Source organism: Arsukibacterium sp. UBA3155, assembly GCA_002364615.1.
Lineage (GTDB): Bacteria > Pseudomonadota > Gammaproteobacteria > Enterobacterales > Alteromonadaceae > Alishewanella.
The window spans coordinates 1-21,471 of record DEYP01000016.1 but is presented as its reverse complement, the minus strand read 5'-3'; the positions used below and the strand labels follow the sequence as shown (position 1 = coordinate 21,471).

Genomic DNA, 21,471 nt, shown 5'->3' with positions numbered 1-21,471 from the left:
ATTAGTACACCAATACTGCGCGACGGTTTTTAGCAAAACCGGTTTCAGAACGTGATCTGTCTACTGGCTTCTCTTCACCGTAGCTAACGGTAGATAATTGACCAGCTGACACACCCAGGTTCTGTAAATAAGACTGGACAGCCTGTGCACGACGCTCGCCAAGTGCGATGTTGTATTCTGGCGTTCCACGCTCATCTGAATGACCTTCGATAGTCACGCGAACGCTTGGGTTAGCACGTAAAAAAGTGCCATGTGCTTGTAATACTTCTACAAACTCTGGACGCACTGTCGCGCGGTCAAAGTCGAAATAAATAGTGTTTTCCTGACGCAACGCTTCAAGTTTCTGACGCATTTGCTCAGCCGGGCTCATTACTGGCTCTGCCGTTTCAACCTGTACAGTTTCAACAGGTTCAGCAACTCCTGAGTTAAGGCCATCGTCAGCAGAAGTTGATGACGTTGAGCTACAGGCGGCTAATGTCATCACAGGAACTGCGATTAATAAAGCCTTTAACACTTTGTTTACGTTCATTTTGTTGTCCTTAGTAAGTTAACCACGTTTTTGTTTTATAAAAAAGGTGACCAGGCCGGCGATTTGACCTGTCCATTGATCGCCGGCAGTCGGGCTTTAAAGCGTCCATCCATTGAAACCAGTGCCAACACCTGCGACGAACCGTGCATAGTGCTGTATATAATCATCGAACCATTTGGCGCAATACTGGGAGACTCATCCAGATTGGTCTTGGTTAATACCTGCAGGAAACGGCTTTGCCGATCCATTTTTGCAATATGGTACTGCCCCTGCATCCGGTTCACCATTACAATAGTGCTACCATCAGGGGTATAAGAGCCCGCCAGGTTCATCTCACCTTCAAACGTTAACCTTCTGGTGGTACCCGTTACTAAATTTACGCTATAAAGTTGCGGATTGCCACCTCTGTCCGAGCTGAACACTAACTCGTTGCCATCCGGTGACCAGCTTGGTTCGGTATCGATAGCGCGTTGATTAGTCACACGACGTAACGCCTTGCTGGCAATATTTAAGGTATAGATTTCCGGGTTTCCATCCTTAGACAGCACCAGGGCTAAGCTTTCACCATCGGGTGACCACACCGGCGCGCCATTAATGCCCGGGAAGGTGCTGACTACCGTACGCCGGCCACTGTATATATCTTGTATAAATATCTGAGCCTGACGCCGTTCAAAGGTTACATAAGCCAGTTTGGTGCCATCAGGTGACCAACTGGGTGACATTAACGGCTCTTTAGAGCGCAGCAATATTTGCTCGTTTACGCCATCATAATCCGCTACCACCAACTGGTAAGGAAACTCGGTATCCGGCTGGACCAGTACATAAGCAATTTTAGTTAAAAATGCACCGCGTTCACCGGTCAGTTTCTCATAAACAATATCGCTGATCCGGTGCGCATATTGGCGAAACTGACCACCATTAATCGTCGTTTCACGGCTATCCAGAATATGTTCGTTGCTGGTGACCAGCTTACCGGCGTTGAGCATTTGTGAACTGGGACCACTGTTACCTTTAAGCACATCAACCAGTTCAAAACTAACCGTATAACGGTCGATGCCAATTTCATTGATCTGCCCTACTACAATGGCCTCAACCCCCTCTTTCGCCCAGGCGGCAAAGTTAATGTCGCTGGCTTTATTCGGTTGTTGCGGCATTTTAATTCTGGCCAGCGGGCTAAACTTGCCGCTGCGCATTAAATCGGCAGAGACAATCTCAGCCAGATTCTCAGTAGGCCGGGTGGTGCCATTAAAACTAAACGGCAGAATTGCGATTGGTCTGGCAGAGTCAATACCCTCGGTAATCACTATCTCTAAAGATGCGCGGGCTAATCCCGGTACCAGTAACAGGGTAAGAATAAGCGTTTTTTTCAGTACATTCATCATCATTAAAATTCTGGTGCCACCGTTAAAGTTATATCTTTCAGTTGATTATAAACATCAGGATCAGTAGATACCGGCAAGGTTCCTGCCCGGTTCACTGCTCGAATTGCTGCGTCTGCTACCTGCCGGTCGCCACTAACATAGCGCACGTCGGTTACAAAGCCGCTGGTTGCCAGCCGGATATTAATCCTGGCTGATTTTCCACGCATGTTTTCATCTACCAATAAGTTACGTTGTATCGCATCACGGATCATCGCGGTATAGCGCTGCACTTCAGTAACGGCTTGCTGAGCACGGGCCTGGCGCCTTGCCTCTGCCTCGTTTGCAAGCTGTTCCTGTATTTGCCGTTCCCGCTCGGCCTGCTCTTTTGCCTCACGCGCCTTGCGCTCACGCTCGGCCTGGGCCTTAGCGGCTTCTTCTTCCGCTAGCTTACGCCGCTCTTCAGCAGCTTTCGCTGCGGCTTCAGCTTTTTTCTGCTCTGCCTCGCGCGCCTTGCGAGCTTCTTCAGCTTGCTTGGCTTTTGCGGTTTCGGCCTGTTGCTGCTTTTGCGCTTCAGCCGCTGCCGCTTTTGATTTACGTGCCGCTTCGTCTGCCTGTCGCTTCTCTTCTGCTACCCGCTTTAAGCGTTGCTCTTCTGCCGCCCGGTCACGCTCAGCCTGTTTAGCTCTGCGTTCCAGCGCCGCAATCCGATCTTCTTCTGCTTGTTTAGCGTCATCGCGGTTTTTCTGAAGTTCGGCGACCCGCTGCTCTAGTTGCTTCCGATCAATTGCCACGGCCTCTACCGGCGCCGGGTTGCTCTCAACCGCCTGCTCAGCGCTGATAGAAAGCTCGACCGTTTTGCGCTTAAAACTAATACTGGCTCCAAAAATCAGCAGCAACAAAATTGCGACATGTAAGGCCACAGATTTTGCTAACGACGGAGTGAGGGCTGGCTTAAGCTTATCAAACTTCATTGTCAGTCATTAAACCTACTGCCGGCGCACCAGCATTTTTTAAAACATTAATTAAACGTATCACCGCTTCGTAACTTACCGCTTTATCACCTTTAACAATAACCTGAGTGCCGGGTTCTATCGTCAGCCAGCTCGCCACTTCAACCTGCAGCTCTGCTGAGGTAAAAGGGCCTTGTTGGTTACCATCTTTCTCAAAATAATATAAACCGTCACTGTCTACCGTAGCCACTAATGGCGTTTTGCCTTCCGTCATTTGCGCAATGGGCTCTGCTGCAGATTTTGGCAGTTCAACTTTTACCCCCTGGGTAATCAATGGGGTTGTAACCATAAAAATCACCAGCAGCACCAACATAACATCAATGTACGGCACGACATTTATCTCGGCCATCATTCGCCGCTTTTTGCGAACGTACATCAGGCTGCCTCGTTACTGTTAACCGCCTGGCGGTGCAAAATATTAGAGAACTCTTCGACAAAGTTTACATAGCTGCTTTCCAGTAACTCAACCTGATGCGAGAATTTGTTATAAGCAATAACTGCCGGTATTGCCGCAAACAGACCGATCGCTGTTGCAATAAGCGCTTCGGCAATACCGGGTGCGACCATCGCCAGGGTCGCCTGCTGCACTGCACCTAAGGCGATAAAAGAATTCATAATGCCCCATACCGTTCCAAACAAGCCAATGTAGGGGCTGATAGAACCCACGGTCGCCAGGAAAGGTAAATTAGTCTCCAGACGTTCTACTTCACGGGACAAGCCCACGCGCATCGCGCGCTGTGCACCTTCCATCACCGCCGCAGGCTGTTGCCGGCTGCTTTTATGTAACCTGGCAAACTCTTTAAAACCGGCTTTAAACAATGCCTCTAAGCCACTATTACTCTGCCGGGCACTCACCTCAGCGTACAGCTTTGATAAATCGACACCCGACCAGAATTTATCTTCAAATCTCTTGGCGTCGGCCAGCGCGGCTTGCAGTACGTTTTTCCGTTTAAAAATCATACTCCAGGAGGCAACTGACATCCCTACCAGAATAAGCATTACTATCTGCACTACGATACTGGCATCGAGTAATAAATGAAGAATGGAAATTTCACCTGACACGCGTTAACACCTCTGCAATTTCGGCCGGCATTGGCCGGGCTTTCATAGCCTGCTGGTCAATGCAGGCAACTTTAATTTCAGCCTGACACACTAACTGGGCCGAAGCATTATAAATTTGCTGGGAAAAAATGATACTAGCAGACTTTAAGGTACTGATTTGACTGGAAACCGTCAATAATTCATTAAACCCTGCACTTTTTTTGTTATTCATTAAAACCTGCGTAACAACAAAACCGATATTATTTGACAATAATATGTCTTGTTCAATACCCAGCGCCCGTAACCATTCTGTGCGAGCCCTTTCAAAAAACTTCAGATAATTCGCGTAATAAACAATACCACCCGCATCGGTGTCTTCATAATATACCCGTACCGGCCAGGTGAAGCTGTTATCTGCCATTTATAACCACATCTTATTTTGCCGCGTATGATAATTAGCCAGCACGGTAAACTCAATGGCTGGCAAGCTTCCAATGCAACTATATTTATTTATAACTACCACTTGTATTCTGTTCAAAAAGCAGACTGTGTCAGCACATTTAAGTTCAAACCTTTACCCAGGCTTGGTTTTAGCATAAAAAAGGCCGAAACTGCGATGAACAACTACAAAAAGTAATCCGAGCTATCATCCACATTGAAACTTAATCGCACATGAATAAAGGCCTTCTTTCACTCCCTGCAAATTAACCGGTTAATTAACGCACAACAGTTTAACCGCATCACATTAGTTTAACTAATACCATGGCGCTAATTTTTCTCGTTTGAAGTAATTACTCGAAGTCTTTAACATACGCCCTGTGTTCAGAGCTAGCGCAAAGACAAGGTAAGAGGGTTACCCTGTTTAGTAAAGTTCACGTAAGTGGTATGACTGATGGCTAAGATTAGTTTTGCTGCTGTTTCAAACATGTTCCCTGGATTTATTGAAGCACGACTTCAACTTTGCCCGCTCCCTTGAGCGGGCTTTTTTTTTATTCGCGTCCTAGTTGGCACTGCAGCGTTGTTGGCTGCATTAAACTGCAACACTCACATAGTCGACTATGCTCGTATTGCAATTTAATTTGCCGCCTAGCTGCAGCACCAACTCGTTAGCGAATACCCTAGGTCCGATTTGGCACTACAGCGGTGTTGGCTGCGCTCACTTGCCGCCTTATTTTCATTCTGGTTTGGGTAAGTCAAAGCCAAAGTGCTGATAGGCACGGGGCGAGGCGATACGGCCACGGGGAGTGCGCTGAATAAAGCCCTGCTGGATTAAAAAGGGCTCGAGCACATCTTCTATGGTTTCTTTTTCTTCACCAATTGCCGCTGCCAGGTTATCAAGACCGACCGGCCCGCCCATAAATTTATCGATAATGGCCAGGATCAGCTTGCGATCCATATAATCAAAACCTTCTGCATCCACATCGACCATTTGCAGCGCTTGCGCGGCTACGGCCACCGACACAGTGCCGTCTGATTTAACCTGAGCATAATCCCGTACCCGGCGCAGCAGACGGTTGGCAATCCGGGGGGTTCCGCGGGAGCGACGGGCAATTTCCGTCGCAGCTTCTTTATCCAGGGTTAAATTCAGGTAGTGTGCTGAGCGCTGAATAATGTCGCTTAGCTCATCCACTTTATAAAACTCCAGCCGCTGCACAATACCAAAACGGTCACGTAGCGGCGAGGTCAGCGCGCCGGCGCGGGTGGTGGCGCCTATCAGAGTAAAAGGCGGCAGTTCCAGCTTTATAGAGCGGGCCGCCGGGCCCTCACCTATCATAATATCCAGCTGATAATCTTCCATCGCCGGATATAAGATCTCTTCTACCACCGGGCTTAAACGATGTATCTCATCGATAAACAACACATCATTTTGTTCAAGATTGGTAAGCAGTGCCGCTAAGTCTCCGGCCTTTTCCAGTACCGGACCGGAGGTGCTTTTAATATTCACCCCCATTTCATTGGCAACAATCATTGCCAGGGTAGTTTTACCCAGGCCAGGCGGCCCAAAAATTAATAAATGGTCCAGCGGATCGCCACGGCCTCTGGCCGCTTCTATAAAAATAGCCATTTGTTCACGAACATGTTGCTGTCCGGTGTAATCGGCCAGGGTTTTCGGCCGGATGGCCCGGTCAATTACTTCATCTTCGCGGGTCGCAGTGCCCTGGATCATTCGATCAGCTTCAATCATCCTGGCTATACCATACTTTTTAGGGCAGCCATGATCAGTTGCTCACTGCTCATGTCGGCGCGTTTAACTAATTTTACCGCTTTACTGGCCTGAGCCTGACTGTATCCCAGCCCAAGCAAAGCACTTAACGCATCTTGCTCTGCACTGGCCGGCGGCGCAAAAATTGCCTCATCGGCATTCAGCGTCAACCGATCCGTAACCGGCGTGCTGCTTGCGCCCCAATCTTTTAAGCGGTCGCGCATTTCTATCACTAACCGCTCGGCGGTTTTTTTACCCACCCCGGGCAATTTTACCAGGGTACTGATTTCGTCGTGCAACACACAATGGACAAACTGCTGAGCCGTCATTCCTGACAAAATTGTCAGGGCCAGTTTCGGACCGACACCGTTGGCTTTTATCAGCTGACGAAACAAACTACGCTCGGTACTGGTAATAAAGCCATAAAGCAGCTGAGCATCTTCACGCACCACAAAATGGGTAAAGATAATCACCTGCTCTCCCGGTTCAGGCAGCTGGTAGAAGCTGGTCATGGGCAATTGTACTTCATAGCCAACGCCTGCAACGTCAAGCAAAATATCAGGAGCCTGCTTTTCCAGTAGTACACCTTGTAAACGTCCAATCATCAGGCAGCGCTTCTTCTTATTGTGTTAAATTTTAATGGTGACATATATTGGTATGCGCCAGCTTAAGCCAGCGGGCTTCAACGCAAGCGGCGGCGCACGGTTTTCCGTGCCTGGCCAGCTAATGCTACCAAGCTTTGCTGAGTATGACCATGGCATAGCGCGACAGCAAGAGCATCGGCAGCATCAGCCTGCGGGCTGGCGCTAAGTTGCAACAACGAGCGAACCATATGCTGCACCTGCGCTTTATCAGCCGCGCCAGTTCCTACTACCGCCTGTTTTACCTGCCTTGCTGAGTACTCATAAACCTCAAGCCCGGCATGTTTAGCTGCAACAATAGCCGCACCACGAGCCTGGCCAAGCTTTAGTGCAGAATCGGGATTACGGGCCATAAATACCTGTTCAATAGCAAATATGGTCGGCTGAGTTTGGGTAATGATCTCGGAAATTCCGTTGAAAATCCGTATTAAACGCTCTGGCAGTTCATCAGTTCCCAGCCTGATACAACCACTGGCCATATAGACAAATTTGTTGCCTTGCTGGCGCACTACACCATAGCCGGTAAGACGACTGCCGGGGTCAATCCCCAGAATAATGTTCACTACGCACTGTGCTCGTTCAGTAAATCGTCATTAATATCAGCGTTGTGATACACATTCTGTACATCGTCAGAGTCTTCGAGCATATCAATCAATTTAAAAAACCGGCCAACATTGTCTGTATCAACCTGGGCACGAATAGAAGGAATCATATCTATTTCGGCATTATCTGCGGTAAAACCGGCAGCCGCCAGGCAATCTTTAATATCGTTGTAATGTTCAGGGCTGGTAAATACCTCGGTACTACCATCCTCATGGTTTTGTACATCTTCAGCGCCAGCTTCCAGGGCGACATCGAGCAATGCATCCTCGTCGACTCCGGGCGCGAACAACAGCACTCCGCGTCGAGCAAATAAATAACTGACCGAGCCTGAAGTACCCAGATTGCCACCATTTTTGGTAAAGGCGTTGCGCACATCAGCTACTGTCCGTTTGTTATTGTCGGTCATCGTTTCAACGATAATGGCAACACCATTCGGGCCGTAGCCTTCGTATACTAACTCTTCGTAATTCTCACCCTCTGTTGCCCCGGCACCGCGCTTGATCGCCCGATCAATAGTGTCTCTGGTCATATTTTCTGACAGCGCTTTATCTACTGCCAGACGTAGCCGCGGGTTTGCACTGATATCAGGATTGCTACGGGCTGAAACGGTAAGCTCACGAATAATTTTGGTGAATATTTTACTTTTTTTAGCATCCTGGCGGGCTTTGCGATGCTTCATGTTCGCCCATTTACTATGGCCGGCCATATTTCACTCCTCGCTTTAGGTAACCACCCTGCGCCGGCATTTGCCGGAGCAGGATTACAACTTACCGGGAATATCTACTCGAAACGATCTGTACAGCACCAATATGCTGCTATTGCGCTTTGCTGATAACCTGAATGCTTAACTCGGCCAGTTGCGCACTATTAGCTTCACCGGGTGCATCTGTCAGCGGGCAGGCTGCCGTCGCTGTTTTCGGAAAAGCCATCACGTCGCGAATTGACGTTGCGCCGGTCATCAGCATCACCAGTCTGTCTAAACCAAATGCCAAACCTGCATGCGGTGGTGCCCCGAACTTTAAGGCTTCCAACAAGAAACCAAACTTTTCAGTGGCCTCTTCGTCACTGATACCCAGTAATTTAAATACTTTGGCCTGCACCTCAGCGCTGTGGATACGAACAGAGCCGCCACCCAATTCCGTACCATTTAGTACCATATCATAAGCGTTTGATAATAAATTAGTATGATCAAGTTGCGCTTCTGGGGTCGCTAAAAAGCCAGCGGTATCCAGCGGTGACGTAAACGGATGATGCACTGCGGTATGGCTGCCATCGTCGTTCTCTTCGAACATGGGGAAATCGACAACCCACAGTGGCTTCCAGCCTGGCACCGTTATGCCTAAATCGTCGCCCAGTTTCAGCCGCAATGCGCCCATGGCTTCACACACCACTTTATAACTGGCAGCACCAAAGAAAATCATGTCGCCGTTTACAGCCGCCGTGCGCTGCAAAATACTGCTGACAATGTCGGCAGTTAAAAATTTCGCTACCGGCGATTGCACGCCATCAATGCCGGCACTGACATCATTCACTTTCATCCAGGCCAGGCCCTTAGCACCGTATATGCCGACAAAGCTGGTGTAGTTATCAATGTCTTTGCGCGATATTTTATCGGCAGCCGCAGGCACTTTTAGCGCCACGACCCGTCCTTTTGGATCATTTGCCGGGCCGGAAAACACGTTAAACTCAACCTGTTTCACCAGATCGGCAATATCGACAAACTGCATAGGATTACGTAAATCCGGTTTGTCGGAGCCATATAACCGCATGGCCTCATGGAAGGTCATCTGCGGAAAATCGCCAAGATCGACGTCCAGTAACTGTAAAAATAACTGGTGAACCATTTGTTCAGTCACTGCCATCACTTGCTCAGCACTCATAAACGAGGTTTCAATATCAATCTGAGTAAACTCTGGCTGGCGGTCTGCCCGCAAATCTTCATCGCGGAAACATTTGACGATTTGATAGTATCGATCAAGGCCAGACATCATCAGCAATTGTTTAAACAATTGTGGTGACTGCGGCAGGGCAAAAAACTGACCTTTGTGAGTGCGGCTTGGCACCAGATAATCGCGGGCGCCTTCTGGCGTCGCTTTAGTCAGGATGGGTGTTTCAACGTCTAAAAAGCCATTACCATCCATAAAGTTACGCACAAAACTGGTCACTTTGGCCCGAAACTTTAACCGTTCGCTCATCACGGGCCGGCGTAAATCCAGGTAACGGTATTTAAGACGCTGCTCTTCACTGTTGTCGTGATTAAAGTCCAGCGGCAGTGGCGCCGCTTTATTCAGTATCGTTAAGCCACTGGCATAAACTTCAACTTCACCGGTTGCCATGTCGGCATTAATTTGTGATGCAGGGCGCAGTCGCACCTCGCCGGTAACCTGAATACAAAACTCATTTCTAAGGGTGTAGGCCAGATCAAACAGTTCCGTTAAATCCGGATCACAAATAACCTGAACCATACCTTCACGGTCACGCAAATCGATAAAAATAACGCCACCGAGATCCCGGCGCCGGTTAACCCAGCCACACAATGAAACCTGTTGCCCTGCTTGTTGGGCATTTAAAAAACCGCAGTAATGGCTACGCATTAACCCTTCCTTATATCTCGTTGGTCAGCTGCTGTAAAATGACCGCCAATTATATAGAAATGGCGCTTAATGTCACTGCCCGTTCACGAAAACTCTCGTTCGGTGAAACTGTAGCCGTTCTTACCTTGCTGCTTGGCAAGATACATTTGTTTATCGGCTTCTTTTAACAGTGCACTGCTATCGGTGGCATCGTGGGGGTAAGTGGCGATACCAATGCTGGCGCCCACTTTAACCTGCGCAAAAGACAGCTGCAGCGGCTGACTTAGCTGAAACACAATTTTCTCTGCCACAATAGCGGCATCATCACGATGCAATAGCGCGGTCAGCAACACGACAAATTCATCGCCGCCAAAACGCGCTACCGTATCACTTTTTCGTACACAGCTATCCATGACCCCGGCAAGTTTCAGTAATAACTCATCCCCCGCGTCATGACCATATTGGTCATTAACGTCTTTAAAGCCATCAAGATCGATAAATAGTACCGCTAAAATTTCGTTGTGACGGCTATGTTGTTCCAGCGCCTGATCAATCCGCTCTTTTAGTAAGCTGCGGTTCGGCAACCCGGTTAAATCATCATGGGTGGCCATATGCCGCATTTTTTCTTCGGCCTCCCGGCGCAGGTTGACTTCCCGGCGTAAAAATAAATTCCAAATAGTAAACAGAGTTAAAAATACCAGGGTTACTGCCACCACCTGCCATATTATCTGCTGTACCCGTTTGCTATCTATCCCTTGGGTAATTTCAAAATCGAACCAATGCTGGTAAATTTCGTTGCGTTCGGCTTCACTTATGCTGCGCAGTCCTTTGTTCAAAATGGTGACAAGTGGCTGATAATCTTTGCGAACCGCTATCAGCGAAGGGTAATCGGGCACATCATCAATTACTTGCATGCGCAAATTAACTAAACTTGATTCAGTCAGTGCCCGGCTGCCTGCCTCTAATGTTTCCAGCACAAAATCAACCTGATTTCCCTGCAGCATACGAATACCGTCTTTAACGCTGCTAATCCGAACGACGTCAACATTATTAGCCAGATCTGTTAATTGCTGCGCCAATTGATAATCTTTAAAAACGGCTACTCGTTTGCCACTAAGTTGCCGGATGCTATCAATGTTCTCGCCGTTTATAAGACCAATCGCCGCCCACTTTACTGACCAGAATGGCTCCGTAAAGTGGGCGTAAGAAAGTCGCTCGGGTTTCGGAACGACATTTGTTACTAAATCCAGTTTGCCGTTTTCTAAATCACTTAAAATAGTCTCAAAATTGTCATAAACACGCAGGTCGAAATTTATGTTCAGGCGCTGCGACAGCAATTGCAACACTTCATGACTGACGCCAGCAATATTGCCATCGTCATCAACAAACTCCATTGGTGGCCAATTGCTGATAAGCCCAACCCGCAGCAGGCTATGCTGTTTCAGCCACTGACGCTCATCTGAATGTAACGGTATATTGCTTTTAAAACTGCTGAAGTAACGCAGTTCGGTTGCAGCAATCCATTTTTGTTCCACTTGCTCTAATTCATTTAAGCTAATTTGATTAAAACCGTCGCTAATTTTTGCGGCAAGCTTAGTGTTGTCGTTATGCACCAATACATATAAGGGTGCATAAAACTGCGTGGTCGGCGCTACGACAAAATCATCCCACAAATTTAACTGCCTGAGCCTGAAATCCAGCACGGCTCCAGCGCCAAAAAAACCGTCAATTTCACCGGTTATCACCGCATTGGTAATGCTTTCTAAACTTGAATAGCGACTGAAGACTACTTTGGGATATTGTTGTTGTAATTCATCGAGATAGGTTGCGAATGAAAAAATCCCCACCCTGGCTTCACTGTCGCTGCTTAGCGGTTGTTGCGTACTCTTTTTTAACTTGTAATAAACGGAGCTGAAACTATAAATGTGATATGCCTTTGTCAGCTGAGGGTTAAGATCATCAATATCCGGAAAACCGATATGAGCGTCGGTCCGCCGGTTTGCCAGACTGGTTAGGCTGTTTAATGAGTTATCCGGCACAAAAGCCACACTAATACCGGTTTTTTCCGACCAAAGCCGCCACAGATCAACCAGTAAACCCGTTGGCTCGCCCTGGGAGGAAACGTTCATAAAAGGAGGGTTAGATATAGCCAGACCCAGTAATAATGTATCATCTTTAGCTGCTGCAAAGCCCAACCATTTGCGCTCCAGCTCGTTCAGCGTATCTAAAGATACCGCCTCAGTATAATCTTTAAGTAGGCTGGCGTAGGGTGAATCAAGTGGCACGCCGAAAACTAAATCTATTGCCTGCAACGGAATTTTTTTATAAAGCGGAAATTGTTTGTTGAGCTCTTCATACTTACTATACCGCGGTGGTAGCCGGTCAAGACTAGCGAAGGCTTTTAACTGTCCTGCTAACGCCGCGTCATATACTTGCGTTGCCGTATTAAAAATGCGCAGTGGAGCTTCTGGCAGTTGTCTTTCGAGGGTGGGTACATGACTGGAATTTTCTAATACACCAATCGCGTACGGTGTTAAGTCGGCAAGTGTTACTACATTAAGCAAATCCCGGTGAACGAAGATATTACTATAGATGGTGATATTAAGACTGTGTAACTGATAGGCGACAGAACGTTGCTCTGTGTACCCCATGCCGCCATGAAAATCGACTTTACCGGCGTTTAACAACGCCACAGTTGCTGGCCAGTCTGCCATCACAAAATCAATTTCTATTTGCTGTTGTTTGGCAATAATTCGCCAGTAGTCAACGATCAGGCCGTCAGGTTGACCTTCTTCATTAACAAACATATAGGGGTAGGTGTCATTGCTTAGCGCCACAGTTAACCTGTCGGGTTCAGCACTAACGCCAGCACTGCTTATAAAACACAACAGCAATACGGCAGCAAAGCGCAATAAACGTCTGATCATGTGTTTAAACTGCTCGTTCAAATAGTAGTGTTGTACCCTTACTGCCGGTCTGGGTCAAGCAGTGCCACCAGGCATAACATCATTTAATCTGGCAGTGCAGTTTGCTTTTGGCGGCCTGTAACAATTCAGGTAAACTACCTACTTATTATTATCGCGCTTTAGTAGTTTACCCCGCGCAGCACCGGTACTTTTGTCTATGCAAAAAGATCATATTTACGCCGAGCCTCTGGCTCAGATCCAGGATTTCCGGTTTGATGATCAGGTCGCTGAGGTCTTTCCTGACATGATTCAGCGTTCTATTCCTGGTTATCAGACGATTATTCAAACCATCGGCAAATTAACTGCCCGCTATCAGCAACCAGCAAGTAATTTTTATGATTTGGGGTGCTCACTCGGTACGGCAAGTCTGGCAATGCGCCGGAATATTACCGTTGCTGGCGCCAGGCTGATTGCGGTCGACAACAGCAAAGCCATGCTGGAGCGTTGTGAACGGCATTTACTGGCATTTCGCTCTGAGGTTCCGGTTAGTCTTGAACTTGCCGATATTCGCGATATTTCAATCCAAGATGCAGCCGTGGTGGTCATTAACTTCACCCTGCAATTTCTGGCACCCGAGGATCGTGATGCATTGATAACTAAAATTTATCAGGGCTTAAAACCCGGTGGCGTACTCATTTTGTCAGAAAAGTTTATCGCCCACAGTAACGCCACTAACAGCCTGTTAGTGGATTTGCATCTGGATTTCAAACGTGCCAATGGTTATAGCGAGCTGGAGATAAGCCAGAAACGCTCCGCGCTGGAAAACGTGATGAAACCCGACACCCTGGCGCAACATCAGCAACGGCTGCAACAAGCGGGATTTAGCGAGCAAAGCTTGTGGTTTCAGTGTTTTAATTTTTGCTCTATGCTCGCGGTCAAATAACGACAACAGGCCGATATTTACAGGAATATGTCATGCTCGACTTCACTCCGTTCTACGCTAAGTTAGCAACGAATAAGCTGCATAACTGGCTGCAAACCCTGCCAGCCCAATTAGCACAGTGGCAGAAACATGCACTGCACGGTGATTTTAAACAGTGGCAAAAAGTCGTTGGCCACTTGCCAGCGACAACCGTTAGCACGTGTGAGCTTAGCACCGCCGTGCAATTTGGCTCGGCGGCCGACATCAATGCCGGTGAAGCGGAGCGGATCCGCTATTTATTACAACAACTTAAGCCCTGGCGCAAAGGGCCATTTTCTATTCATGGTATTGAGATTGACACTGAGTGGCGCTCAGATTTTAAATGGAACCGGGTGTTGCCGCATATCAGCCCGTTGCAGGGGCGCTATGTGCTCGATGTAGGTTGCGGCAGTGGCTATCACCTTTGGCGGATGCGCGGTGAAGGTGCCAATTTTGTGGTAGGTATTGACCCATCTCAGCTGTTTTACAGCCAGTTTCAGGCTATTAAGCATTTTAATCCGGACCCGGAAGTACATCTGATCCCGGTCGGCATTGATGATATGCCCCCCCTGGCCCAGTTTGATACGGTATTTTCAATGGGTGTTCTATACCATCGGCGCTCACCACTGGACTTTCTGCAACAGTTAAAACAACAATTGCGCCCTGGCGGCGAACTGATCCTGGAAACCCTGGTAGTAACAGGTGACGAAAATACGGTGCTGGTGCCGGGCGAGCGGTACGCCAAAATGCGCAATGTTTGGTTTATTCCAAGCACCCTGGCGTTGTGTCACTGGCTAAGCCGGCTTGGCTTTAAAAACCCGAAAGTAGTTGATTTAAATACGACTACGCTGGAAGAACAGCGAGCAACCCCGTGGATGGAAAATGAAAGTTTAATTGATTTTCTTGACCCGACTGACCATAGTAAAACCATTGAAGGTTATCCGGCGCCACAACGTGCCGTGATTATTGCCACTGTTTAATTTGCTACAGGACCCGGCTTTATATGCCCTACCGCCCTCGATCAACTCTGGAACAATGGCGCATTTTGCAGGCAGTTGTCGATGCCGGTGGTTATGCGCAGGCCGCTGAATTATTGAATAAAAGCCAGTCTTCACTTAATCATGCAGTCTCCAAACTGCAGTCTCAATTGGGGGTAGAACTGCTGGAGGTCATCGGTCGCAAAGCACAGCTTACCGATGCTGGCGAAGTGATGTTGCGCCGTTCAAGGGTGCTGACCCAGCAAATTGAAGATCTCGAGCTACTGGCCGATAATATCGAGCAAGGCTGGGAACCGGAAATCAGGATTGCGGTAGAACTGGCCTACCCCAAGCACTTTTTATACCGTGCCTTACAAACATTTTACCCATTAAGCCGTGGTAGCAGAGTACAAATTATAGATACCGTTTTAACCGGCACCAGTGAAATTATTGTTCAGAAAAAAGCGGATTTAGTTATCGCCGGTGTTGTGCCTAAAGGTTATCTGAGCGAACCTTTATATGTCAGCCGTTTTATTGCCGTGGTGGGTGCCGGACATGAACTGGCAAATCAGCTTCGATTAGATCAAAATCAGCTAAGCCAGTATTTACAGATTGTTATCCGGGATACCGCCCAAAAACCACTGGAAAATATCGGCTGGTTAAAAGCTGAACAACGCTGGACGGTCGATAACTTCAATGAGGCCATTGAAATTTTGCAACTGGGTCTGGGGTTTTGCTGGCTGCCTGACTTTACGGTGGCCTCGGCTCTGGCGAAGGGTGACCTGGTGCAAATACAGCTGAGTAACAGTTCAGAGCGTCTGGCCCCTATGTCATTGTTAACACCTCAGGAAGAAACATTAGGCCCCGGCAGCAAACAATTACGCCAGTTAATTCTGGCTGAACATCTTAAATAAGGATTATTATGCAAAGTGTTGATATATCGAAGCTAATGCAAGAAGCGTCCCGCGATGCAGTAGCCTATATTGCAGAGGAGCATAAACTGACGCTGGATTTTACGCTGGCCAGCCTTAAAGACATTGATACTGTGTTATCAACGTTACATCAGCATCAGCAGCAGCAAAGTCATTCATCAGAGCTAATATTTACCTTAACAAATATTATTGGCGCTTATATTGGTGAAGTATTTATCGCTAATTACGGTGGTAGCTGGCACAACAATACCGCAGATCCGTCAGCACCTTATATTTCAGTTCAGTTATCAGACAGAGAATTTCCATTTGCTTCAGTATGTTACCATAAGATCACCCAGGACAATTCTATTCTGATGGCTAACTACGTAAAACAAGCTGCTGCAAATGTAATGCAGTAATGCTTTTGTCTGCGCCATTATACAGGTAAAATACGCGCCGATTAAGCCAACCAATACAGCCAATCGAGGAAAGCCGTGAGCGAGCACAATACATCTTTAAGCTACAAAGACGCCGGAGTTGATATAGATGCCGGCAACGCCCTGGTAGAACGGATTAAAGGTGCAGTTAAACGTACCACCCGTCCGGAAGTCATGGGAGGCTTAGGGGGTTTTGGCGCCTTATGTCAAATTCCGGCAGGTTATAAAGAACCGGTTTTAGTATCCGGAACCGACGGTGTTGGCACTAAACTGCGCTTGGCCATGGATTTAAAACGACATGATGGTGTCGGCATCGACCTGGTTGCCATGTGCGTAAACGATTTGGTCGTGCAAGGCGCAGAACCGCTGTTTTTCCTTGATTATTACGCAACAGGCAAACTGGACGTTAACACCGCTTCGGCTGTAGTCGCTGGCATTGCCGAAGGATGCGTGCAATCAGGTTGCGCCCTGGTAGGTGGTGAAACTGCCGAAATGCCAGGCATGTATCATGGCGACGATTATGACATTGCCGGCTTTTGTGTTGGCGTTGTAGAAAAAGCCGACATTATTGATGGCAGCAAAGTTAAAGCCGGTAATCAGCTTATTGCGCTGGCATCATCAGGGCCTCATTCAAATGGCTTTTCCCTGGTGCGTAAAGTGCTGGAAGTGAGCGGTCAATCGGCTGATACCCTGTTGGAAGGAAAAAGTCTGGCGGATCATTTGCTGGAGCCAACCCGCATTTACGTGAAAAACCTGCTGGCGTTAATTAAAGAGATGCCGGTACATGCGCTGTGCCATATTACCGGGGGTGGTTTCTGGGAAAATATCCCACGGGTTTTACCTGAGAATACCAAAGCCGTCATCAACGGTAACAGCTGGCAGTGGCCCGCCATTTTTAACTGGTTACAGCAACAAGGCAATATCAGCCGCCATGAAATGTATCGTACCTTTAACTGTGGGGTCGGTATGATGCTGGTCGTGCCCGCTGCACAACTGGAGCAGGCGCTGGCCAGCTTAACAGCGGCAGGCGAAACGGCATGGCACCTGGGTGAAATTCAGGACGCGGCTACCGGTGAAGAACTCGTGATTATCAACGAATAGGCCAACAATGAAATCGATAGTAGTACTGATTTCAGGCAATGGATCTAATTTACAAGCCGTCATTGATGCCTGTGCCAGCGGTTTTATTGCTGGCCAGGTAACGGCAGTAATATCTAACAAAATCGGGGTTTACGGGTTACAACGGGCAGCTGACGCTGGCATTGCAAACCATGCGCTAAGCCATAAAAACTTTGCCAGCCGTGATGCATACGATAAAGAATTAATTACCTTAATAGACAGTTACCAGGCTGATTTAGTGGTGCTTGCCGGCTTTATGCGGATCCTCACTGCAGGCTTTGTCAGCCACTATGCTGGAAAATTATTGAACATTCATCCGTCTTTATTGCCGAAGTATCAGGGATTGAATACACACCAGCGCGCAATTGATGCCGGTGACCGCGAACACGGCTGCAGTGTGCATTTTGTCACGGAGCAGCTGGATGGTGGTCCGGTTATTTTGCAAGCGAAGGTGCCGGTATTTCCTGAAGATGACGCCATTACTATCGCGGCACGGGTGCACGAGCAGGAACATCAGCTATATCCCCTGGTTATCCGCTGGTTCTGTCAAAACCGTTTACAACAACGCGGCGATAAGGCATGGTTAGATAATAATGTATTGTCGGAACAAGGATATGCGAACGATGAGGACGAATTTTAAATGGCGCCTGCTGGCGTCATTACTGTTTACCAGCCTGCTAACACATTCCGGACTAACGTACGCTCAGACTCCCCCAACTTCAGCCACTGCTGATCAGGCTGGCCAATTCCGTCTTTTCAGCGCCGATTATCTGGTGTACCGTGCCGGCAAAAATCATGGCGAGGCTAACCGCTACCTTAAATTTAGTAACGATCGCTATCAAATGGGCTACAGCAGCGATATAAGCTGGCTGATTTTCAGTGATAAACGGCAGGAAACCAGTGAGTTTGTGGTAGAGAACCAGCAAATTCAACCGCTTAATTATGTGATGAAACGTCAGGGTTCCGGCCCCAGCCGCCATTATGAGTTACATCTGGATCCGGTAAAAGAGCAATTGCTGGTGGGCAAGTCAAAAGAACTTAAAGCCGACAGCTGGCAAGATAACTGGCTGGATCCTTTAAGCTATCATCAACAACTTGTGCTCGACCTGCGGGCCGGTAAAACAGAATTCTTTTATGACGTGTTAAATCGCAACGGCAACAGTAAAACCTACCACTATAAGGTGGTGATGGAGGAACCTTTAGCCTTGCCCTACGGCACAGTGCATACCTTACGCATCGCCAGAATGGACGATCCGGAAAAACAAGTTTACGCCTGGGTAGCACCAGAACTTGATTATATGCTGGTACGTTTGTGGCGTGGCGAAGATAATGTTGAACAATTTGACGTGCAACTGCACAAGCTCGAGTTTATCGCCCCGCAGTAAATACCATCTCCAAGCCTTATCGCGCCAGCGTTGCTACATATTCAGCACCCGCTGGCGCTGCCAACTGTCTGCATTAAGCTACACTATTCCAATGTCTGAATGACAACCATACTGAGCCAGCAAACCCTGTCTGACCGTAGTTAGTCATGTTAAATAGAATGTGTAAAGAATTGCAGCAGGAAATACCGGATTTTGCTTGCAACTTTTTCCAAAGCCATCTAAGCTTTAATGCTAGTGGTCTGACCTCTTATCAGGAGTTAACAATGAACGTGTTTTTTCTCATAGTTGCCATTGTCGTGGCAATCGGTGTGTTAGCGTATTATCGCGCCAGCCTAACCATGTTTACCGCCGCTATTGCAGCGTTGTTGGTCGTAGGCAGCCTGACCGACACCATCGGCACTTTTGCCTGGTTACTGTTTCTAATTGTGGCCTTGCCATTAAATATTGCCAGTGTCCGTCAGCAATACATAACCAAACCGGTGTTGGGCTTGTATCGCAAGATAATGCCGGAAATGTCGACGACCGAAAAAGAAGCTATTGACGCGGGTACCACCTGGTGGGAAGCCGACTTGTTTCGTGGTAACCCCGACTGGCATAAAATGCATAACTTCCCTAAGCCACGTTTAAGTGCTGAAGAGCAAGCTTTCATGGACGGCCCGGTTGAAGAATTGCTGGCCATGGTTGATGACTGGCACAGCACCCATGAACGTGCTGATTTATCACCTGAAGTTTACGATTATCTGAAAACTAAAGGCTTCTTTGCAATGATTATTGCGAAGAAATATGGTGGTCTCGAATTCTCTGCTTATGCTCAGTCTTGCGTTCTGCAAAAGCTGACCAGCAAAAGCATGATGCTATCGAGCATCGTTGGCGTACCTAACTCATTAGGCCCCGGCGAGCTGTTGCAGCACTATGGTACTGACGATCAGAAAAATCATTACTTACCACGTCTGGCCAAAGGCCTCGACGTTCCTTGTTTTGCGCTGACCAGCCCGGAAGCAGGCTCGGATGCCGGTGCGATCCCTGATTTTGGTATCGTAACTAAGGGGCAATGGCAAGGTAAAGAAGTACTGGGTATGCGTCTTACCTGGAATAAACGTTATATTACCCTGGCGCCTATTGCTACGGTATTAGGTCTGGCATTCAAATTATATGACCCGGAAAAATTGCTGGGTGATAAAGAAGAGCTGGGTATTACCTGTGCCCTGATCCCGGCAAACACGCCTGGCGTTAAAATTGGCCGTCGTCATTTCCCGTTGAATGTGCCGTTTCAGAATGGGCCGACGCAGGGCGATGATATTTTTGTACCACTTGACTACATCATCGGTGGCGCACCTATGGTCGGTCAGGGCTGGAAAATGCTGGTCGAGTGTTTATCAGTAGGCCGGGCGATTACCCTGCCCTCTAACAGCACAGGTGGCATTAAAGCGGCAGCAATGGCTACCGGCGCTTATGCCCGTATTCGTCGTCAGTTCAAATTGCCTATCGGTAAAATGGAAGGCGTGGAAGAGGCGATGGCCCGAATTGGTGGCTATGCCTATATGGCGGACGCCTCGACAACCATGTCGGTGGGTGCTATCGATTTAGGCGAGAAGCCGTCAGTCATTTCAGCCATCACCAAATACCATATGACCGAGCGGATGCGCACCGCAATTAACGACGCGATGGACGTGCATGGCGGTAAAGGCATATGTATGGGCCCGAATAACTACCTGGCCCGCGGTTATCAGGGTGCGCCGGTAGCAATTACCGTTGAAGGTGCCAATATATTAACCCGCAATATGATTATCTACGGTCAGGGCGCCATCCGTTGTCACCCTTACGTACTGGCTGAATTACAAGCTGCGCAAATGGAAGACGAAGGCGCCGCAGTAACGGCCTTTGATAAAGCAGTGTTTGGTCATATCGGTTTTGCTATCAGTAATTTCTTCCGGACCTTCTGGTTGTCGTTAACCGGCGGCATGTTCAGTCATGCGCCTTACAATGATGCCACGGCGAAATACTATAAGCAGATGAACCGCTTTAGCGCTGCTATGGCACTGATGTCAGATGTGGCGATGGCCACTCTGGGTGGCGATTTAAAACGCCGCGAGCGTATTTCAGCCCGCCTGGGTGATATTTTAAGTATGTTGTATTTAACCTCAGCAGTGTTAAAGCGCTTTAACGATGAAGGCCGGCAAGTGCAGGATTTACCACTGGTACAGTGGGCCTGTGAAGATAATCTGGCAAAAGCTCAGCTGGCGTTAGACGAGTTATTTGATAACTTCCCTAACCGTGCCGTGGGTGTAGTGTTAAAGCGAGTGGTATTCCCCTGGGGTCGCACCTTGCGCAAAGCCTCAGACAAAGTGGAGCACCAGGTTGCCCGTATTATGCAAACCCCTTGTGAAGCGCGTTCTCGCTTGGGTCTGCATTTATATCTGACCAACGAGCCAGGTAACCAGTTAGGTCGGGTTGAACAGGTGCTGCTGGACATTCTGGCCGCTGAACCGCTGTTCGATAAAGTCAGCAAAGCTGCCAACAAACGTCTGCCATTTTATCGCTTGCATGAAGTCGCTGACCTGGGACTGGAACTTGGTGTTATCAGCCAGGACGAAGCGGCTAAACTACGCTTAGCAGAAGAAGGCCGGTTATTTGTGATTAATGTTGATGACTTTGAGCCGGAATATCTGGCTGCTGACAACAGTCTGACCCAGCAACCTAACGGTGCTGACGCATTGAATGAACAACAAAGCAAAAAAACCAAAGCAGCGTAAAGCTAGCTTAAACAAAATAAAAAACCTGCCAATTGGCTAATGCCGGTCAGTTAAGCTGACC

20 protein-coding genes are annotated in these 21,471 nt (G+C 48.1%); 8 read left to right on the top strand and 12 right to left on the bottom strand.

Going from position 1 to position 21,471, the window contains the following annotated elements:
- Position 1: 1 nt before the first annotated feature.
- The 12 genes from pal to B2X65_RS06535 form a co-directional block, all read right to left on the bottom strand.
- Positions 2–529, bottom strand: coding sequence for a peptidoglycan-associated lipoprotein Pal (gene pal / locus B2X65_RS06590; RefSeq protein WP_290611416.1), 528 nt, complete (start codon positions 527–529; stop codon positions 2–4).
- A 35-nt stretch (positions 530–564) separates the two neighbouring features.
- Positions 565–1,914 carry a Tol-Pal system beta propeller repeat protein TolB gene (gene tolB / locus B2X65_RS06585; RefSeq protein WP_290611415.1) on the bottom strand — a complete coding sequence of 450 codons (1,350 nt, stop codon included), beginning with the start codon at positions 1,912–1,914 and terminating at the stop codon, positions 565–567.
- Entirely contained in the window at positions 1,914–2,861 is a 948-nt protein-coding gene (tolA, locus tag B2X65_RS06580; protein WP_290611414.1) for a cell envelope integrity protein TolA, read from the bottom strand. The genes tolB and tolA overlap by 1 nt, the downstream gene beginning before the upstream one ends.
- Positions 2,851–3,276, bottom strand: coding sequence for a protein TolR (gene tolR, locus B2X65_RS06575; protein WP_097110104.1), 426 nt, complete (start codon positions 3,274–3,276; stop codon positions 2,851–2,853). Before tolR ends, tolA begins: the two co-directional genes overlap by 11 nt.
- A complete protein-coding gene (gene tolQ, locus B2X65_RS06570) occupies positions 3,276–3,950 on the bottom strand; it encodes a protein TolQ (protein ID WP_414631412.1) in 675 nt (224 codons plus the stop codon). The genes tolR and tolQ overlap by 1 nt, the downstream gene beginning before the upstream one ends.
- A gap of 1 nt (position 3,951) precedes the next feature.
- Positions 3,952–4,362, bottom strand: coding sequence for a tol-pal system-associated acyl-CoA thioesterase (ybgC, locus tag B2X65_RS06565; protein ID WP_290611411.1), 411 nt, complete (start codon positions 4,360–4,362; stop codon positions 3,952–3,954).
- Positions 4,363–5,115: 753 nt separating this feature from the next.
- Positions 5,116–6,126 (bottom strand): Holliday junction branch migration DNA helicase RuvB, encoded by a 1,011-nt coding sequence (ruvB, locus tag B2X65_RS06560; RefSeq protein WP_290611410.1) that lies wholly within the window; start codon positions 6,124–6,126, stop codon positions 5,116–5,118.
- A 5-nt stretch (positions 6,127–6,131) separates the two neighbouring features.
- Positions 6,132–6,749: a Holliday junction branch migration protein RuvA gene (gene ruvA / locus B2X65_RS06555; RefSeq protein WP_290611409.1), complete on the bottom strand. Its 618-nt coding sequence runs from the start codon at positions 6,747–6,749 to the stop codon at positions 6,132–6,134.
- 77 nt (positions 6,750–6,826) lie between these two features.
- Positions 6,827–7,348, bottom strand: a complete 522-nt coding sequence (gene ruvC, locus B2X65_RS06550) for a crossover junction endodeoxyribonuclease RuvC (RefSeq protein ID WP_290611407.1) — start codon at positions 7,346–7,348, stop codon at positions 6,827–6,829.
- Complete coding sequence (locus tag B2X65_RS06545; protein ID WP_290611405.1) at positions 7,348–8,094, bottom strand: YebC/PmpR family DNA-binding transcriptional regulator; 747 nt, start codon at positions 8,092–8,094, stop codon at positions 7,348–7,350. Before B2X65_RS06545 ends, ruvC begins: the two co-directional genes overlap by 1 nt.
- Before the next feature lie 109 nt (positions 8,095–8,203).
- The gene (gene aspS, locus B2X65_RS06540; protein ID WP_290611403.1) at positions 8,204–9,982 is read right to left on the bottom strand and encodes an aspartate--tRNA ligase; all 1,779 of its coding nucleotides are present in this window, start codon (positions 9,980–9,982) and stop codon (positions 8,204–8,206) included.
- An 83-nt stretch (positions 9,983–10,065) separates the two neighbouring features.
- A complete protein-coding gene (locus tag B2X65_RS06535; protein WP_290611401.1) occupies positions 10,066–12,888 on the bottom strand; it encodes a transporter substrate-binding domain-containing protein in 2,823 nt (940 codons plus the stop codon).
- Positions 12,889–13,084: 196 nt separating this feature from the next.
- On the opposite strand from B2X65_RS06535, the gene cmoA reads away from it, so the two are divergent.
- The 8 genes from cmoA to fadE all read left to right on the top strand — a co-directional run bounded on the left by cmoA (position 13,085) and on the right by fadE (position 21,410).
- Positions 13,085–13,810, top strand: coding sequence for a carboxy-S-adenosyl-L-methionine synthase CmoA (gene cmoA / locus B2X65_RS06530; RefSeq protein WP_290611399.1), 726 nt, complete (start codon positions 13,085–13,087; stop codon positions 13,808–13,810).
- Between the two features lie 32 nt (positions 13,811–13,842).
- On the top strand, positions 13,843–14,808 hold the full coding sequence (cmoB, locus tag B2X65_RS06525) for a tRNA 5-methoxyuridine(34)/uridine 5-oxyacetic acid(34) synthase CmoB (RefSeq protein ID WP_290611397.1): 966 nt from the start codon (positions 13,843–13,845) through the stop codon (positions 14,806–14,808).
- A gap of 23 nt (positions 14,809–14,831) precedes the next feature.
- Positions 14,832–15,719, top strand: coding sequence for a LysR family transcriptional regulator (locus B2X65_RS06520; protein WP_290611396.1), 888 nt, complete (start codon positions 14,832–14,834; stop codon positions 15,717–15,719).
- 8 nt (positions 15,720–15,727) lie between these two features.
- Entirely contained in the window at positions 15,728–16,135 is a 408-nt protein-coding gene (locus B2X65_RS06515) for a hypothetical protein (RefSeq protein WP_290611394.1), read from the top strand.
- 75 nt (positions 16,136–16,210) lie between these two features.
- Positions 16,211–17,254, top strand: coding sequence for a phosphoribosylformylglycinamidine cyclo-ligase (gene purM, locus B2X65_RS06510; RefSeq protein WP_290611393.1), 1,044 nt, complete (start codon positions 16,211–16,213; stop codon positions 17,252–17,254).
- Between the two features lie 7 nt (positions 17,255–17,261).
- The gene (gene purN, locus B2X65_RS06505) at positions 17,262–17,912 is read left to right on the top strand and encodes a phosphoribosylglycinamide formyltransferase (protein WP_290611392.1); all 651 of its coding nucleotides are present in this window, start codon (positions 17,262–17,264) and stop codon (positions 17,910–17,912) included.
- Positions 17,896–18,657, top strand: a complete 762-nt coding sequence (locus tag B2X65_RS06500) for a DUF3108 domain-containing protein (protein ID WP_290611390.1) — start codon at positions 17,896–17,898, stop codon at positions 18,655–18,657. The genes purN and B2X65_RS06500 overlap by 17 nt, the downstream gene beginning before the upstream one ends.
- Positions 18,658–18,920: 263 nt before the next feature.
- A complete protein-coding gene (fadE, locus tag B2X65_RS06495) occupies positions 18,921–21,410 on the top strand; it encodes an acyl-CoA dehydrogenase FadE (RefSeq protein WP_290611389.1) in 2,490 nt (829 codons plus the stop codon).
- Positions 21,411–21,471 lie beyond the last annotated feature (61 nt).

Coding starts and splice junctions, on each gene's coding strand:
- pal (WP_290611416.1), bottom strand. CDS start 529: ATGAACGTAAACAAAGTGTTAAAGGCTTTATTAATCGCAGTTCCTGTG.
- tolB (WP_290611415.1), bottom strand. CDS start 1,914: ATGATGATGAATGTACTGAAAAAAACGCTTATTCTTACCCTGTTACTG.
- tolA (WP_290611414.1), bottom strand. CDS start 2,861: ATGAAGTTTGATAAGCTTAAGCCAGCCCTCACTCCGTCGTTAGCAAAA.
- tolR (WP_097110104.1), bottom strand. CDS start 3,276: ATGTACGTTCGCAAAAAGCGGCGAATGATGGCCGAGATAAATGTCGTG.
- ybgC (WP_290611411.1), bottom strand. CDS start 4,362: ATGGCAGATAACAGCTTCACCTGGCCGGTACGGGTATATTATGAAGAC.
- ruvB (WP_290611410.1), bottom strand. CDS start 6,126: ATGATTGAAGCTGATCGAATGATCCAGGGCACTGCGACCCGCGAAGAT.
- ruvA (WP_290611409.1), bottom strand. CDS start 6,749: ATGATTGGACGTTTACAAGGTGTACTACTGGAAAAGCAGGCTCCTGAT.
- B2X65_RS06545 (WP_290611405.1), bottom strand. CDS start 8,094: ATGGCCGGCCATAGTAAATGGGCGAACATGAAGCATCGCAAAGCCCGC.
- aspS (WP_290611403.1), bottom strand. CDS start 9,982: ATGCGTAGCCATTACTGCGGTTTTTTAAATGCCCAACAAGCAGGGCAA.
- B2X65_RS06535 (WP_290611401.1), bottom strand. CDS start 12,888: ATGATCAGACGTTTATTGCGCTTTGCTGCCGTATTGCTGTTGTGTTTT.
- cmoA (WP_290611399.1), top strand. CDS start 13,085: ATGCAAAAAGATCATATTTACGCCGAGCCTCTGGCTCAGATCCAGGAT.
- cmoB (WP_290611397.1), top strand. CDS start 13,843: ATGCTCGACTTCACTCCGTTCTACGCTAAGTTAGCAACGAATAAGCTG.
- B2X65_RS06520 (WP_290611396.1), top strand. CDS start 14,832: ATGCCCTACCGCCCTCGATCAACTCTGGAACAATGGCGCATTTTGCAG.
- B2X65_RS06515 (WP_290611394.1), top strand. CDS start 15,728: ATGCAAAGTGTTGATATATCGAAGCTAATGCAAGAAGCGTCCCGCGAT.
- purN (WP_290611392.1), top strand. CDS start 17,262: ATGAAATCGATAGTAGTACTGATTTCAGGCAATGGATCTAATTTACAA.
- B2X65_RS06500 (WP_290611390.1), top strand. CDS start 17,896: ATGAGGACGAATTTTAAATGGCGCCTGCTGGCGTCATTACTGTTTACC.
- fadE (WP_290611389.1), top strand. CDS start 18,921: ATGAACGTGTTTTTTCTCATAGTTGCCATTGTCGTGGCAATCGGTGTG.